Source organism: Amycolatopsis sp. NPDC049253 (genome assembly GCF_040678995.1).
In the GTDB taxonomy this organism is placed as follows: Bacteria; Actinomycetota; Actinomycetes; order Mycobacteriales; family Pseudonocardiaceae; genus Amycolatopsis.
The window spans coordinates 302,333-316,050 of record NZ_JBFAQX010000004.1 but is presented as its reverse complement, the minus strand read 5'-3'; the positions used below and the strand labels follow the sequence as shown (position 1 = coordinate 316,050).

17 protein-coding genes are annotated in these 13,718 nt (G+C 71.6%); 7 read left to right on the top strand and 10 right to left on the bottom strand.

All coding sequences use genetic code 11. From position 1 onward, the window contains the following. Positions 1 to 135: 135 nt before the first annotated feature. Positions 136 to 1,251: a response regulator receiver protein gene (locus AB0K15_RS12000; protein WP_364048579.1), complete on the bottom strand. Its 1,116-nt coding sequence runs from the start codon at positions 1,249 to 1,251 to the stop codon at positions 136 to 138. Positions 1,252 to 1,399: 148 nt separating this feature from the next. Here AB0K15_RS12000 and AB0K15_RS11995 point away from each other — a divergent pair, with 148 nt between their 5' ends. The 3 genes from AB0K15_RS11995 (at position 1,400) to AB0K15_RS11985 (ending at position 5,125) form a co-directional block, all read left to right on the top strand. Then, entirely contained in the window at positions 1,400 to 2,644 is a 1,245-nt protein-coding gene (locus tag AB0K15_RS11995; RefSeq protein ID WP_364048577.1) for a tyrosine-type recombinase/integrase, read from the top strand. Positions 2,645 to 2,718: 74 nt separating this feature from the next. Beyond that, positions 2,719 to 4,170 (top strand): amidase, encoded by a 1,452-nt coding sequence (locus tag AB0K15_RS11990; protein WP_364048575.1) that lies wholly within the window; start codon positions 2,719 to 2,721, stop codon positions 4,168 to 4,170. A gap of 151 nt (positions 4,171 to 4,321) precedes the next feature. Then, positions 4,322 to 5,125 (top strand): pentapeptide repeat-containing protein, encoded by an 804-nt coding sequence (locus tag AB0K15_RS11985; protein WP_364048573.1) that lies wholly within the window; start codon positions 4,322 to 4,324, stop codon positions 5,123 to 5,125. On the opposite strand, the gene AB0K15_RS11980 is transcribed toward AB0K15_RS11985, so the two are convergent. After that, positions 5,103 to 5,288, bottom strand: coding sequence for a hypothetical protein (locus tag AB0K15_RS11980; protein ID WP_364048571.1), 186 nt, complete (start codon positions 5,286 to 5,288; stop codon positions 5,103 to 5,105). The two genes, AB0K15_RS11985 and AB0K15_RS11980, sit on opposite strands and share 23 nt — an antisense overlap. Positions 5,289 to 5,313: 25 nt before the next feature. On the opposite strand from AB0K15_RS11980, the gene AB0K15_RS11975 reads away from it, so the two are divergent. Next, positions 5,314 to 5,838, top strand: a complete 525-nt coding sequence (locus tag AB0K15_RS11975) for a CGNR zinc finger domain-containing protein (protein WP_364048569.1) — start codon at positions 5,314 to 5,316, stop codon at positions 5,836 to 5,838. Position 5,839: 1 nt separating this feature from the next. On the opposite strand, the gene AB0K15_RS11970 is transcribed toward AB0K15_RS11975, so the two are convergent. After that, entirely contained in the window at positions 5,840 to 6,730 is an 891-nt protein-coding gene (locus AB0K15_RS11970) for a trypsin-like serine protease (protein ID WP_364048567.1), read from the bottom strand. 125 nt (positions 6,731 to 6,855) lie between these two features. On the opposite strand from AB0K15_RS11970, the gene AB0K15_RS11965 reads away from it, so the two are divergent. Further along, the gene (locus tag AB0K15_RS11965) at positions 6,856 to 7,674 is read left to right on the top strand and encodes an SGNH/GDSL hydrolase family protein (protein ID WP_364048565.1); all 819 of its coding nucleotides are present in this window, start codon (positions 6,856 to 6,858) and stop codon (positions 7,672 to 7,674) included. Here AB0K15_RS11965 and AB0K15_RS11960 read toward each other — a convergent pair. The 4 genes from AB0K15_RS11960 to AB0K15_RS11945 are packed head-to-tail and all read right to left on the bottom strand — an operon-like array spanning position 7,642 to position 9,427. Continuing rightward, positions 7,642 to 8,247, bottom strand: a complete 606-nt coding sequence (locus AB0K15_RS11960; RefSeq protein WP_364048563.1) for a TetR/AcrR family transcriptional regulator — start codon at positions 8,245 to 8,247, stop codon at positions 7,642 to 7,644. The genes AB0K15_RS11965 and AB0K15_RS11960 overlap by 33 nt on opposite strands. A gap of 21 nt (positions 8,248 to 8,268) precedes the next feature. Then, positions 8,269 to 8,682, bottom strand: a complete 414-nt coding sequence (locus AB0K15_RS11955; protein WP_353074175.1) for an SRPBCC domain-containing protein — start codon at positions 8,680 to 8,682, stop codon at positions 8,269 to 8,271. A gap of 35 nt (positions 8,683 to 8,717) precedes the next feature. After that, the gene (locus tag AB0K15_RS11950) at positions 8,718 to 9,035 is read right to left on the bottom strand and encodes a metalloregulator ArsR/SmtB family transcription factor (protein ID WP_364048561.1); all 318 of its coding nucleotides are present in this window, start codon (positions 9,033 to 9,035) and stop codon (positions 8,718 to 8,720) included. 5 nt (positions 9,036 to 9,040) lie between these two features. Next, the gene (locus tag AB0K15_RS11945; protein WP_364048559.1) at positions 9,041 to 9,427 is read right to left on the bottom strand and encodes a VOC family protein; all 387 of its coding nucleotides are present in this window, start codon (positions 9,425 to 9,427) and stop codon (positions 9,041 to 9,043) included. Between the two features lie 247 nt (positions 9,428 to 9,674). Between AB0K15_RS11945 and AB0K15_RS11940 the strand changes: the two genes are divergently transcribed. Next, entirely contained in the window at positions 9,675 to 9,935 is a 261-nt protein-coding gene (locus AB0K15_RS11940) for a hypothetical protein (protein WP_364048557.1), read from the top strand. On the opposite strand, the gene AB0K15_RS11935 is transcribed toward AB0K15_RS11940, so the two are convergent. The 3 genes from AB0K15_RS11935 to AB0K15_RS11925 all read right to left on the bottom strand — a co-directional run bounded on the left by AB0K15_RS11935 (position 9,913) and on the right by AB0K15_RS11925 (position 12,070). Continuing rightward, positions 9,913 to 11,070: a sigma-70 family RNA polymerase sigma factor gene (locus AB0K15_RS11935; RefSeq protein WP_364048555.1), complete on the bottom strand. Its 1,158-nt coding sequence runs from the start codon at positions 11,068 to 11,070 to the stop codon at positions 9,913 to 9,915. The two genes, AB0K15_RS11940 and AB0K15_RS11935, sit on opposite strands and share 23 nt — an antisense overlap. Then, positions 11,067 to 11,474: a YciI family protein gene (locus AB0K15_RS11930; protein ID WP_364048553.1), complete on the bottom strand. Its 408-nt coding sequence runs from the start codon at positions 11,472 to 11,474 to the stop codon at positions 11,067 to 11,069. Before AB0K15_RS11930 ends, AB0K15_RS11935 begins: the two co-directional genes overlap by 4 nt. Before the next feature lie 98 nt (positions 11,475 to 11,572). After that, positions 11,573 to 12,070, bottom strand: a complete 498-nt coding sequence (locus tag AB0K15_RS11925) for a pyridoxamine 5'-phosphate oxidase family protein (RefSeq protein WP_364048551.1) — start codon at positions 12,068 to 12,070, stop codon at positions 11,573 to 11,575. A 235-nt stretch (positions 12,071 to 12,305) separates the two neighbouring features. Between AB0K15_RS11925 and AB0K15_RS11920 the strand changes: the two genes are divergently transcribed. Then, positions 12,306 to 13,652: an MFS transporter gene (locus AB0K15_RS11920; RefSeq protein WP_364048549.1), complete on the top strand. Its 1,347-nt coding sequence runs from the start codon at positions 12,306 to 12,308 to the stop codon at positions 13,650 to 13,652. Positions 13,653 to 13,718 lie beyond the last annotated feature (66 nt).

Here is a 13,718-nt window from a genome sequence, read left to right as displayed (position 1 = left end):
CGCGAGGGAGGGATTCCGTTGCGGCTCAGGGGAAAGCGCGGCAGTGACGTCGCCGGCCCCGGGGTTGCCAGCCGGTGACCGGCGGCGCCCGGTCCGCTCGGGTACCGGTGCGCGGTGCGGGTGAAAACTTCGCGGTCAGGCCCCGGGGGATCCGCCGGGAAGGTCGAGCAGTTCCGCGAGCAGGCCGGTCCGCAGGTCGGAGTTTTCGGTGGCGTTCGCCAGCGCGAGCCGGTGTACGCGCTCGAGGCGGGAACGCAGGCCGTCGTGGTGCTCGGCGGCCCGAGCCAGCTCGGCGCGGGCCGCCTCCAGCCGGCCGGCGAGGACAGTGGCCTCCCGCCGTTCGTCCTGATGCTCACGCAGCGCGGCCTGCAGGCGGGCGTCCAGGTCGTCCGCCCGGGCATGAGCCGCGGTGAGATCCGCCGCGGAAGTGGTGAGCTGCGCGGTCAGGGCTTGGCGGAGTTCGCCGGCGCGGGCGAGTTCCGTGGTGGCGGACCCGAGCTGGGTGGTCAGGGCTTCGCGGGTTTCCTCGGCGCGGGTGCGGGCCTGGGTGAGGGCTTCGAGGGCGGCGTCGCGTTCGGTGGTGCGGACGGCGAGCTGCTCGGAGCGTTGAGCGAGCTCCGCGGCGAGAGCGTCGGCGCGCGTGCGTTCGGTGCGGGTGTCGGCGGCGGCCTGGTCGGCGCGTTCGGCAGCGGCGGCGGCGGAGGCTTCCGCGCGGGCCTGGTCGAGCTCGGCCACCTTGCGGGCCTTTACCGCTGTCGCTGCGGATTCCTGAGCGGCTTTAGCCAGGTCGGCCTGTTCCCGGGCCTGGGCGTGAGCGGCGGCGGTGGCTTCTTCGGCGTCCAGCGCGCGGGCTTCGGCGGCTTGGCGGAGGCCGTCGGCCTCGGTGGCGCGGGCCTCCGCGGTTTCGGCGCGGGTGAGAGCGGAGGTCACCTCGTCCTGGGCGCGGGCGGCGACGCTGTCGAGGGCGTTGCGCAGCGTCTGCAGCGGCCCGCCCAGTTCCGTGGCGGCGCGGACGAACTCCGCGGCCGCGTCCGTCAGACCCGCGTGCGAGACCGAGTCGCCCAGGGCGTCCCGGAGCGCCTGGTCGGCGGCGGCGAGCTGCTTGCACGTGCGGTCCCCGGGCCAGCGGCGGTCCGGGCAGAACTCGAACGGCCGGCCCCCACGCGGTCCCGGCGGCGGCAACGGCGCCCGGCACTGCCGGAACCCGCACAGCGCCGTCGTCCGGTCCTCGATCACAGCTCCCTCGGTCATCCTCGAAGCCTATCCGACTAGTTATGAAACCCATAACCGAGGTTGTAGTTATCTAACTCAATACCAAGGTCCGCTACAGAACAGAGCTTTTGTTGCTAAGCTGCCGGAGAGACGGAATGATCGACGGAGAGTGACGGAACCAGCAGCTGTGAGTGAGATCGCGAGCCTCGAACCCGGCGCGAAAACTGGGTACCCCCTCTCGGCCGACCACGACGTCTGGCCCGGCGTCGAAGACCCCGCCGCGCTGCTCGACGCAGTCGCGGAGTGGCTCGCCGGTTACGGCAACCAGGCCACCCGCCGCACCTACGCCGAAGGACTCGGCCTCCCCGTCACCGCGGCCGACCTCGCCGAGTGGGCCGAGCCGGGACGCCACCTCGACACCTGGCGAACCGCCGTCCTCCACTACGCCGACGCCCTTCGCCTCACCCCGAGCCCGAGGTCCGCCACCGCTCCCCCGCCCGCACCCCGCGGCCGCCTGCGGGCGCACCACTGGTTCCGCTGGTGCGCCACCCGCGGCCGCGATCCGATGGCCGCCACCTCGGCCGACGTCAAGAGCTGGCTCGACACCCTCGCCACCGCCGACGCGGCCCCCGCGACGCGCGACCGGATGCTCGCCACCGTCAAAGCGCTCTACGGCTACCTCGCCGACACCGGCCTCGTCACCGGAAACCCCGCCGCGCTCAACCGCCGCCGGCTCGGCCTCGCCACCGCCGCGAGCAGCACCTCCGGCACCGTCACGCTCACCACGCGCCAGGTCCGCGCCCTCTACACCGCGGCCGGCGCACCCCGGCGCGGCGCCGGCCCGCTGGACACGGCCCGCGCGGTGGCCGTGGTCGCGCTGTTCACGCTCGGGCTGCGCGTGAGCGAACTGTGCGGCCTGGACCGCGCCGACCTGCACGTCACCCGCGGCCGGCGTGCCCTGCGCGTTCTCGGCAAGGGCGGCAAGACGCGCGTGGTCTACCTCAGCGTCCCGGCGGAGAACGCGCTCATGAGCTACCTCTCCGCCCGCGACGCCGCGGCCGCTTCACCCGAGACCACCATCGAACGCCGCACCCAGTCCCGGCACGCCCCGCCTTCGCCCCTGCTGCAGACCCGCACCGGCAATCGCTTCCAGCGCCAGGCGATCTGGCAGCTGCTCCGCCGCATCACCGCCACCGGCGGCCCCGAGCTCGAACCCATCGCCGGCGCCATGCACCCCCATGCGCTGCGCCACTTCTACGTCACCACCGCCGTCGAAGCGGGCGCGCAGCTGGTCCACGTCCAGGCCGACGTCGGCCACAGCAGCATCGACACCACCCAGCAGACCTACGACCACGCCGCCCGGGCGCCCGAACGCAGCGCCGTCGACCTCGTCGCCGGCAGCTGGTTCCCCGACGCCACCACCACGGAGTGACGAATTGAGCCGTCGGTTCCGTTGTGCGAATCGGCATTTTATGGCCTCTTCAAGAGGCCGTTACGGTCGAATTCATGGAATGGAGTTTTCAGTCGGCCGAAGAGTTGGCGGCCGCGTTGGGTGCCGGTGAAGTGACCTCGGCGGAACTGACCGAGGAAGCGATTGCCCGTATCGAGCGCGACGACAAGGTGATCAACGCGATCTGCGTGCCGGACTTCGACCGTGCGCGGGCCGCCGCGCGCAGGGCCGACCGGGCGCGCGCCCGCGGCGAGGTTCGGCCGCTGCTCGGGATTCCCGTGACGGTCAAAGAGTCCTACAACCTGGCTGGGCTGCCCACGACCTGGGGCATGCCGCAACACCGGGACTATGTGCCGGTGGCGGACGCGGTGCAGGTGTCGCGGATCAAGGCCGCGGGCGCGGTGGTGCTGGGCAAGACGAATGTGCCCTTGGGGCTGCAGGATATCCAGACGTTCAACGAGATCTACGGCATCACCAACAATCCGTGGGATCACGATCGCACGCCGGGCGGGTCCTCCGGCGGATCGGCGGCGGCCCTGGCGTCCGGATTCTGCGCGCTGTCCCTCGGCTCCGATCTCGCCGGTTCGCTGCGCACTCCCGCGCATTTCTGCGGCATCTATGCGCACAAGCCGACGCTCGGACTGGCGGCGACCCGCGGCATGGTCGCGCCGCCGGCACCGGCCTTGCCGGTCGACCTCGACCTCGCCGTCGTCGGCCCGATGGCACGCACCGCCCGCGACCTCACGCTCCTGCTCGACGTCATGGCCGGACCGGACCCTCTGACGCTCGGCAAGGCGCACAACGTGGCACTGCCGCCCGCGCGCCACGACCGGCTCGGCGACTTCCGGGTCTTGGTCCTCGACGAGCACCCGCTCATTCCGACCGGGGCCGCCGTGCGGGCGGGCGTGAACCGGGTGGCCGACGCGCTTGCCGACGGCGGCGCCCGCGTCGAACGGCACACTCCGCTGCTGCCCGATCTGACCGAAGCCGCCACGCTCTACATGCAGTTGCTGATTTCGGGCTCCGTCGCGCGTTTTCCCATCGAATCGCTCGAGCAGCTGCGGACCCGCGTCGCCGGACTGAGCGCGGACGACCAGAGTCTCGACGCGACCCGGCTGCGCGCCATGGTGTTCAGCCACCGCGACTGGCTCGAGGCCACCAACCGTCGCGAGCTGCACCGTCACGGCTGGCGACAGCTCTTCGCCGAGTTCGACGCCGTCGTGTGTCCGATCACGCCGACGCCCGCGTTCGGTCACGACCACGACCCAGATCCGCTGGCCCGCCGGATCGACGTCGACGGCGTCGAGTACCCGTACTTCGACCAGCTCGTGTGGGCCGGTTTGGCCACCATGCCCGGCTTGCCCGCCACCGCCATCCCGGCGGGCCGGACCTGGAATGGCCTGCCGGTGGGGGTGCAGCTGATCGGCCCGATGTTCGAGGACCGCACCCCGCTGCGGCTGGCCGAACTGCTCGAGCAGAAGATCGGCGGCTTCCAGGCACCGAGGTAGGGCGTGCTCCCGGGTGCCCGTCGAGGACGTGATGTGGATGACGAGCGGGGGCCGGGGCGCCACGGCCCCCGCTCGTCATCCACACCGGTTGCACCGAGCGGCAACAGCAGCGCCGATACCCTGGTGAGAACGCCGTCGGCCAGGAGAAAACTTGCCCCACCACGATTCGCTCACCGCCGACTGCGGCAGCTGCTTCGGGCTGTGCTGCGTCGCCCTCACCTTCACCCGTTCCGCGGACTTCGCGATGGACAAGGAGGCCGGCCACCCCTGCCCGAACCTGGGACCGGAGTTCGGCTGCGGCATCCACGACCGCCTGCGCGACAAGGGGTTCTCCGGCTGCACCGTCTACGACTGCTTCGGCGCCGGGCAGAAGGTCTCGCAGATCACCTTCGCCGGGCGAGACTGGCGCAGCGAACCGGGTGGTGCGAAGCGGATGTTCGCGGCGCTGCCCGTGATGCGCCAGCTGCACGAACTGCTGTGGTACCTCACCGAAGCCCGCGGCCTGGACCTCACGCGGGAGCTGCACGCCGACCTCGACACCGCGCTCGCCGAGACCGAGCAGCTGACGCTGACCGATCCCGGCACCCTGCTCGCACTCGACGTCGCCGAGCAGCGCGCCCGCGTGGACGTACTGCTGCAGGCCACGAGCGCGCTCGTGCGGGGCGGGGTGCGCGGCAAGAAGAAGGACCGCCGCGGCGCCGATCTCATCGGAGCCAGGCTCGCGAACGCGGACCTGCGAGGCACGAACCTGCGCGGCGCCTACCTGATCGCCGCGGACCTGCGCCGCGCCGATCTGCGCCACGCCGATGTGATCGGGGCGGACGTGCGCGACGCCGACGTCCGCGGCGCCGACCTGACCGCGTGTCTGTTCCTCACGCAGTCGCAGGTCAACGCCGCCCGCGGCGACACCACGACCCGGCTCACCGAGCGGCTCAGCCGGCCCGCTCACTGGTAGCCGGCCGCGTCGACCCGACCACCACGCCACCGAGCCGCGCGACCCAGCTGCCGCACAGGCAGCGGACGTAGTCGGCGCGGCTGCCGCGCGAGGCGGGCAGGACGGCGGACGGGGGCAGTTCGGCCAGCGGCCAGCCACAACGGGGGCAACGGTTCTCATCCATGCCCCGATCGTGCTGTAATGAGTCAGTGCACTTCAACCCTTACGGCGGCTCCGGTGCTCAGGTGGCCGCGGCGCTGGCCACTCTGGTCCAGGACGACAGCGTCTCGGCGGACGACGTGCTGGACACCTGCCGGGCCCACGGCATGACGCTGACCGGGCTCACCGCCGACGAAAGCGCCCGGATCCTCGACTGGAGCCGCCGGCTGCGGGAAGTCTTCGCGGCCGGCAAAGCGGACCAGGTGGAGCTGGTGAACCGGCTGCTCCGCACCGCGGCGGTGCGCCCGCACATCTCCGGACACGACGGCAAGCCCCCGCACCTGCACTACGCGAGTGAGGACGCGGGGGCGGTGGAACGCGTGCAGGCGCACTCGGCCGGCGGGCTCGCCCACCTCGTGTGCGAAGCGCCCGACCGCTTCGGCCTGTGCGCGCGCGAAGGCTGCGGGATCGCGTTCGTGGACACCTCCCGCAACGGCCGCCGCCGCTTCTGCTCGACGCGGTGCGGCACGCGGGTCAACGTCGCCGACCACCGGGCGCGGCAGCTCAGCGCCTGACTCAGCTCATCTGCTCGTGGATCCAGTCGAGGATCGTGTCCACCCGCGCCGTGGTCTCGACCCCGGGCTGGGGGCAGTCCGGTCCGTTGTCCTCGACCGCCACGAGCCGGCCCCTCTGGTCGCCCTCGGGGACGAAGAACGGCGAACCCGAGTCGTCGTGACACGGGCTGTTCTCGACGGTGCGCGCCTCCCGGGGGCTCATGTCGAGCTCGGTGTGGCGGATCTCGCTGACCTCGAAGTGGCCGCGTTTCATGTGGTCGGCCGGCGCGACGACCGTGGCCGAGAGCGAGCCCCAGCCCACGAAGTCGACGTCCTCGCCGACCTTGGGCGGCCCGGTCGGCAGCGTCAGCGGCGTGATGTCGGTGATCGGGGCGCTGAGCTTGACCAGCGCGAGGTCGTTGACCGGCGACTGGCGCACGTCCACCGCCTGCACCACGTGCCCGCGCGGGTCGTCGTCGTTGATCTTCCCGACCGCCACCGTCATGTGGTACTGCGGTGCGCCGCCGACGCGAGTGCCGTCGAGGTCGTGGAAGCAGTGCCCGGCCGTGATGATCCAGTCCGGCGCGATCAGCGAGCCGCTGCAGCCGCCGCCGCGCACACCGCCTCCCTCGACGGGGATGTCCTTCGACGTGAGCTTCGCGTTGAACGGCATCACGCTCGGCGGCAGGGCCGGCGCCGTGCTGCTGGGCGCCGGTGTCGGCTGGGCCGACGAGCCCTGCCCGGCCGCGCCCGCCCGCGTGTGCGCGGCGTCGGCCGCGTCGGCGTGCCCCTCGGCGGACGCGCTCGGGCTCTTCTGGACGGTGACGTAGCCGCCGGCGAGGCCGGCACCAGCGACGATGGCGAGTGCCAGCGCGCCGTGCCGGGAGCGACGGTGACCGGATCGTGACTTCACACTCGCAACAACGGACGGAGGCCCCAAGAAGTTCAGCCATCCGTGGAGAAATCTCAGCGAATCTCGTCACTCTGTGACACCGAAGCTGATCAAGGGACGATTCGGGCTGCATTAGGGTTCCCGTTATGACCAACCGCTTGGTATCCCTGGGTGACTCCTTCACCGAAGGTGTCGGCGACGACGACCCCGCTTCCCCGAACGGCGTGCGCGGCTGGGCCGACCGCGTCGCCGAGGTGCTGGGTGCGCGTGAGCCGGGCTTCCGCTACGCCAACCTCGCCATCCGCGGGAAGCTGCTGCCGCAGGTGCTCGCCGAGCAGGTCGAGCCGGCGATCGCGATGGAACCGGACCTGGTCACGCTCTACGCGGGCGGCAACGACCTGATGCGCCCGAAGGTCGACATCGACGCCCTCACCGACTCCTACGAGCTCGCCGTCGCCCGGCTGCGCGGGACCGGCGCGCGGGTCGTGCTGTTCACCGGCGTCGACGGGGTCGAGGACGCGCTGTTCCGGCAGATGCGCGGGCGCGTCGCGATCTACAACGAGAACGTGCGCGGCATCGCCGCCCGCCACGGCACGCTGCTGGTGGACATGTGGTCGATGCGGCAGCTGCGCGACCGGCGGCTGTGGGCTCCGGACCGCCTGCACCTCAACTCCCGGGGCCACCTCGAGATCGCGATCGCGGTGCTCGAGGAGCTCGGGGTCCCCCACGACCTCGCCCCGGCCGAGCTGGGGCCGCGCCCGAACCTGTCGACCCGCGCACGCCGCGAGGAGAACCTGCGGTGGAGCCGCGAGCACGCGTGGCCGTGGGTGCAGCGCAGGCTGCGTGGTGAGTCGTCCGGCGACACGATGAGCCCGAAGCGCCCGGCGCTGGAGCCGTTCGGGACAGGCGTGCTCGAGCCGGGCGCTCGTGGGTCAGGCGCCGACGCGCGGAGCGTGCGCGGCTGACAGGGCCGGGCGCAGGCCGTCGAAGAGGATCGCGACCACGCGGTCGCGCAGGGCGCGGTCGGCGCCGATGTGCTCGGCGGCCTTGGCCGTGCCGATGATCACCGGGATCAGCTCGGCCACGGTGAGGTCGGCGCGCACCGCGTCGGCGTCCTGCGCGCGGCGCAGCAGCACCCCGAGCGCCTCCAGCAGGTGGGTGGCGACGTCCGAGCCCGCCTTCGGCACGTGGACACCGGCGGCGCTGAGGGCTTCGAAGTAGGCGTTCTTGGCGCTGGACATCTCGATCCAGCTGGTCAGGAACGTGAAGAACGCGGCGCCGGCGTCGGGCGAGTCCTGTGCGACGACGGCCTCGGCCTCGTCGACGAAGCGGTGCAGTCGCGCGTAGAGCACCGCTTCGAGCAGCGCCTCCTTGGTCGGGAAGTGCCGGAACACCGTGCCGACACCCACGCCCGCCTCGCGTGCGACCTCTTCGGTCGGGGCGCCCGTGCCTTTGGCCGCGAACACCGTCTCCGCGGCTTCGAGCACTTTGGCCCGGTTGCGCCGGGCGTCGGCGCGCAGCGGTTTGGACTCCGTCACGGTGCCTGATCGTAGCCGGGTTCAGCCGGGCAGCGCGCTGAGCACGCGTTCCAGTGCCCGCGGCACGTGCGAACGCCAGCCGCCGCCCATGATCCGGCGGGACACGCGCTCGAACTCGTCGTCCGGGTCGAAGCCCTCGTGGCTGAGGAACAGCCGGGTGCCGGTGCCCTCCGGCACGAGTCGCCACGTGACCGTCCACTTCGGACCCCACTTGATGCTCAGCTCGCGCTCGGGGTCGGCCACGAGGACCTCGCACTGCACGGGCCCGCCCGCGAACCCGGCCGCCGGCACGGGCTGGGCGAGCAGCTCGAAGCGGTGTCCCACCACGGGTTTGATGTCGTTGGGCATCGTGAGCCACCGTTCCAGCAGCTCCGGTTCGGTGAGTGCGCGCCAGACCTTGCGCGCGGGGTGCGGCAGGAACTGGTCCACGTGCACCGCCGTCGGGTCTTCCGCGTTCGGCACGGCCTCGGTCACAGGTCCTCCTCGTCGAGCAGGTCACGCAGGTTGGTGAGCTTCGTCCGCCAGAACCGCTCGAACGGGTGCAGCCACGTCGTGACTTCCTCCAGCGGCGCGGCTTCCAGGGAGTAGAGGCGGTTGCGGCCGGCGCGCTGCTCGGTGACCAGGCCGGCTTCCCGCAGCACGCGCAGGTGCTCCGACAGGCTGGGCCGGCGCATGTCGAAATGCTCGGCCAGCTCGCCGGCGGCCATCGGGCCTTCGAGCAGCAGCCGCAGCACCTCGCGCCGAGCGGGGTTGGCGAGCGCCGCGAAGACGTCGTCGTTGACGGGCACGCCGCTCAACCCGGCCGGTTCCCGAAGGCCGAGGGCTCCAGCAGGCCGACGCCGTTGCCGTCGAGGTCCTGGAACGAGGTCGCCCGCCCCCACGGCATCACCTGCGGCTCGGGCACCTCGATCCCGTTGTCGCGCAACGCGGCCACGTCGGCGTCGAGGTCGGTGGTGTCGAGCTGGAAGTGCAGCGGGCCGGTGAGCGCGACGCCAGAGATCGGGTAGTCGACGAGCACCAGCCCGGTCCGCGCACCCTTCGGCGCCACCATCACGAACCGCCCAGCCGGGCCGTTGCGGTCGACGACGACCTCGAACCCGAGTTTCCCGACGTAGAACTCGCGGGCTTTCGCCCGGTCGGCCACGGGCACGGTGACGAACTGGATACGGGAGACGGGCATGCCGCACACGATAGGTAGGAGAATTCCTACGCGTCAAGCCGCGGGCTGCCGGGCCAGGGCGCTGACCCCGGCGGCGGTGGCCTCGCACGTGCCGGTGCTCGTGGATCCGGGCCAGTGCGAGGGTGCGGTACCCGCAGGACGGCACCCTCGCAAGGGGCGGTCCTCACCACCGCCATCGTGGACCGGGCGGGCGACGCCGCCGATGTCGTGCTCGCGGGCGGGATCCGGGGCCGCTGCGTCGGCGGGCGTGGACCTGCCACTGATCCCGGTGGCGCACCCCTACGTCTACGGGCTGTTGCACGTCGAGGGGGCGGCGAGCCCGTTCGTGGATCGACACGAGCACCACGTCTACGCGCGCGGCCACGGCGAACGCCTGTGGCTCGGCACCTACGACGACCGTCCGCTGCCGGTCAGGTCCAGCGACGACCTCACCCGCGCGCGGAAGCTTTGCCCCGACCTCCACGCGACCAGGGGACAGCCCCGGTTCACTCGCGCAACTGGGAGTTGAGGCGCGCGGCCTGCCGGGTGAGGTGGTCGCGTTCGGGCAGGTTGGGTGCGGCCGCGGCGGCTTCGGCGTAGAGGTGGGCCGCGGTGGCCGGGTCGCCGGCGCGTTCGTGAAGGTAGGCCGAAGCCGCGGTGTGGCGCGGCAGGGTGGGGTCGAGGTCCGCGAGCGCGGCCAGGCCCGCGCGGGGACCGTCGGCCTCCCCCACTGCGACGGCCCGGTTGAGCCGGGCCACGGGGCTGCCGGTGAGGCGCACCAGCTCGTCGTACCACTCGACGATCTGCACCCAGTCGGTCTCCTCGGCCGACTGCGCGTCGGCGTGCAGCGCGGCGATGGCGGCCTGGGCCTGGAACTCGCCCAGCCGGTCGCGGGCGAGGGCTGCCTGCAGGATGTCGACGCCCTCGGCGATCAGGCCGGTGTCCCACTGGCCGCGGTCTTGTTCGGCCAGTGGGACGAGCCGGCCGTCGGCGCCGGTGCGCGCCGGGCGACGGGCGTGGTGCAGGAGCATGAGGGCGAGCAGGCCCGCGACTTCCTCGTGGTCGATCCGGGCGGCCAGCTGGCGGGTGAGCCGGATGGCCTCGGCGGCGAGGTCGACGTCGCCGGAGTAGCCCTCGTTGAAGACCAGGTACAGCACCCGCAGCACCGTGGCGACGTCACCGGCCTGGTTCAGCCGCACGCCCGCCACGGTCTTCTTGGCCCGGGTGATGCGCTGGCCCATCGTCGTTTCGGGCACGAGGTACGCCTGCGCGATCTGCTTGGTGGTCAGGCCGCCGACCGCGCGCAACGTCAGCGCGACGGCCGAAGCCGGGGTCAGCGACGGGTGCGTGCACAAGAAGTACAGCTGCAGCCTGTCGTCCGCGTCCTCGGCCGGGCCGGGTTCGGGCTCCTCGTCCGCGCGCAGCTCACGGTTGCGCCGCGAGGAGTCGGCGCGCGCGGCGTCGAGGAACTTGCGCCACGCGACGGTGACCAGCCAGCCCTTCGGGTCGCGCGGCGGGTCGTCCGGCCATACGCGCACGGCCTCCACCAGCGCCTCCTGCACGGCGTCCTCGGCCGCCGCGAAATCCGCTCCGCGGCGGCCGAGGATCCCGATCACGGTGGGCGTCAGGGTCCGCAGCAGCGTTTCGTCCACCGACGCCGTCATTCGGTGATGGCGGGGCACTCGCCGTAGAACGGGCGCAGCTCGAGCCACTCCTGGGTCGGCTTGCCGCCCGCACCCGGTGACGCGGACAGCTCGCCGGCGAGCTCGATCGCCCGCTCGTGGGTCTCGACGTCGATGATCACCCAGCCGGCGATGAGGTCCTTGGTCTCGGCGAACGGCCCGTCGGTGACCGGCGGGCGGCCGTCGCCGCCGGAGCGGACCCACGTGCCTTCCTGCGAGAGTGCCTGGCTGTCCACGAACTCGCCGGTGCTCTCGAGCTTGGCCGCGAAGTCGCGCAGGTACTGCATGTGGGCCGTGACCTCGTCCGGGGTCCACTGGTCCATCGGCACGTCGTTGCCGGCGGCCGGCGCGCCGCGGTAGTGCTTGAGCAGCAGGTACTTGGCCATCGTCGTTCTCCTTGGTGTGGTCCGGCCCATTCTGGCCGGGTTCGGTACGGGGACGCAGCCGTTCGCGGGTTCTCGACATCCCGCGCGGCGGGGATCCGTCAGGCCTGCTGACGCTCGGCGCGCTGCTTGACCAGCTCCTCGACGGCGCTCGGCAGGGTCGTGTCGAAGTCGATGAGCTTCACCCACGTCGGGGTCACGACGATCCGGACCATGCCGTCGTAGAGCGACCGCACCTCGGCCTCCCACTCGACGCGCTGCTCGGCGGTCATCTCGTAACTGCCGTTCATCTGCAGGTACTCCTGGGGGATCCCGTCGACGACGTCGAGCTCGGCTCGGCCCCGCAGCAGCAGGATCTTCGGTGGGTGCACCTCGGTGTCGATCGTGAGCGCCACCATCGGGTTGGCGCGCAGCGACGGCAGCTTCGGCGCGTTCTTGGTGGTGCACATGACGATCTCGGTGCCGTTCCAGGTGAACCCGATCGGCACGTTGCGCGGCGTCCCGTCCTTCGCGACGTAGGCCAGGCGGGTCAGGTCGCGGGCCAGCAGCTCCTGGCTGAGCGGGCGGTTGAGGATCTCGGTGATCTCGTGCGGGTCCACGGGGTTCTCCTTGCCGAGGTTCGGTCTGCGTCCGATGCGGGGACGGAGCCGCTCACGGGTTCCCGACATCGCGTCGCGAAGTTTTTCGAAACAATCACAGATCGTGGTTCTGGGCGAAATACGACCACAAAGCGTGACAGGACGAAACGACCTTCCGGGATCGTTCGTCAGGAATCGCCAAACAGGTGGGCACGCCTCACACTATTGAGTGACGCCAGTCACGAGAGGTGTGATCATGGTTCTAGGCGACAACGAAGTCACCAAGTCGGTCGCAGCGTCCTCCGGAGACCGCCGGGTCCAGGTGCGGCGGGCGGCGCTCGCCGGGTCGATCGGCACGACGATCGAGTGGTACGACTTCTTCCTCTACAACACGGCCGCAGCACTGGTCTTCCCCCACCTGTTCTTCCCCGAGTCGACCGGCTACGCGGGCGTGATGCAGTCGTTCGCGACCTACGCCGTGGGGTTCGCCGCACGGCCGATCGGCGCCGCGATCTTCGGGCACTGGGGCGACCGGCTGGGGCGCAAGGCGACGCTCATCGTCACGCTGCTCCTGATGGGCTTGGCTTCGGCACTCGTGGGGGTCCTGCCGGGCACCGCGTCGATCGGGATCGCGGCTCCGCTCATCCTGGTGCTGCTGCGCCTGGTGCAGGGCATCGCGATCGGCGGCGAGTGGAGCGGATCGGTCCTGCTCGCGATGGAATGGGGTGACCAACGCCGGCGCGGGCTGCTGGCGAGTTTCGCCCAGGTCGGTGTGCCGGTCGGGCTGGTGCTCGGAACCGGTGGCATGACGCTGCTGTCGGCCACGCTGTCGCAGGAGGACTTCGACTCGTGGGGCTGGCGGATCCCGTTCCTGCTGAGCCTGGTGCTCGTGGTCATCGGCCTCGTGATCCGGTTGCGGATCCTCGAAACTCCGATGTTCGCGGCGGTCGTGGCGAACAAGAAGACCTCGAAGGCGCCGGTGAAGGACGCGGTGCGCCACCACTGGCGGGAGATCCTGCTCTCGGCCGGGCTGCGCTTCAGCGAGCAGATGCCCTTCTACCTGTTCACCAGCTTCGTGCTCGTGTACGTGGTGCAGCGCCCGGAGTTCAGCAAGACGTTCATCCTCAACGCCGTGCTCGTCGGCGCGCTGGTGGAGCTGGTGCTGATCCCCGTGTTCTCGCAGTTCTCCGACCGCATCGGCCGGAAACGCGTGTACCTCACCGGCGCGGGGCTCACGGCGGTGATCGCGTTCCCGTACTTCACGATCCTCAGCCACGGCGAGCACACGCTGATCTTCGTGGCGGTGATCGTGTCGCTCGCCGCGCACGCGATGCAGTACGGGCCGCAGGCCGCGCTCATCGGCGAGAGCTTCCCGACGCACCTGCGCTACGGCGGTGCCGGCCTGGGGTACCAGCTGGCGTCGGTGTTCGCGGGCGGGCCCGCGCCGCTGCTGGCGACGTGGCTGCTGCACCTGACCGGCACGCCGTACTCGGTGTCGATCTACATCGTGCTGTCCGCGGTGGTCACGATCGCGTGTGTGATCGCGCTACCGGACCGGTCGAAGGCGAACATCGACGACGTGAGCGTCTACGCCCGCCGTTGACGACGAAAAGAGGGGCGGGGGGCGGCGCACGACGGGGGGGCCCCCCGCGGGGGGGGGGGGTTTGTG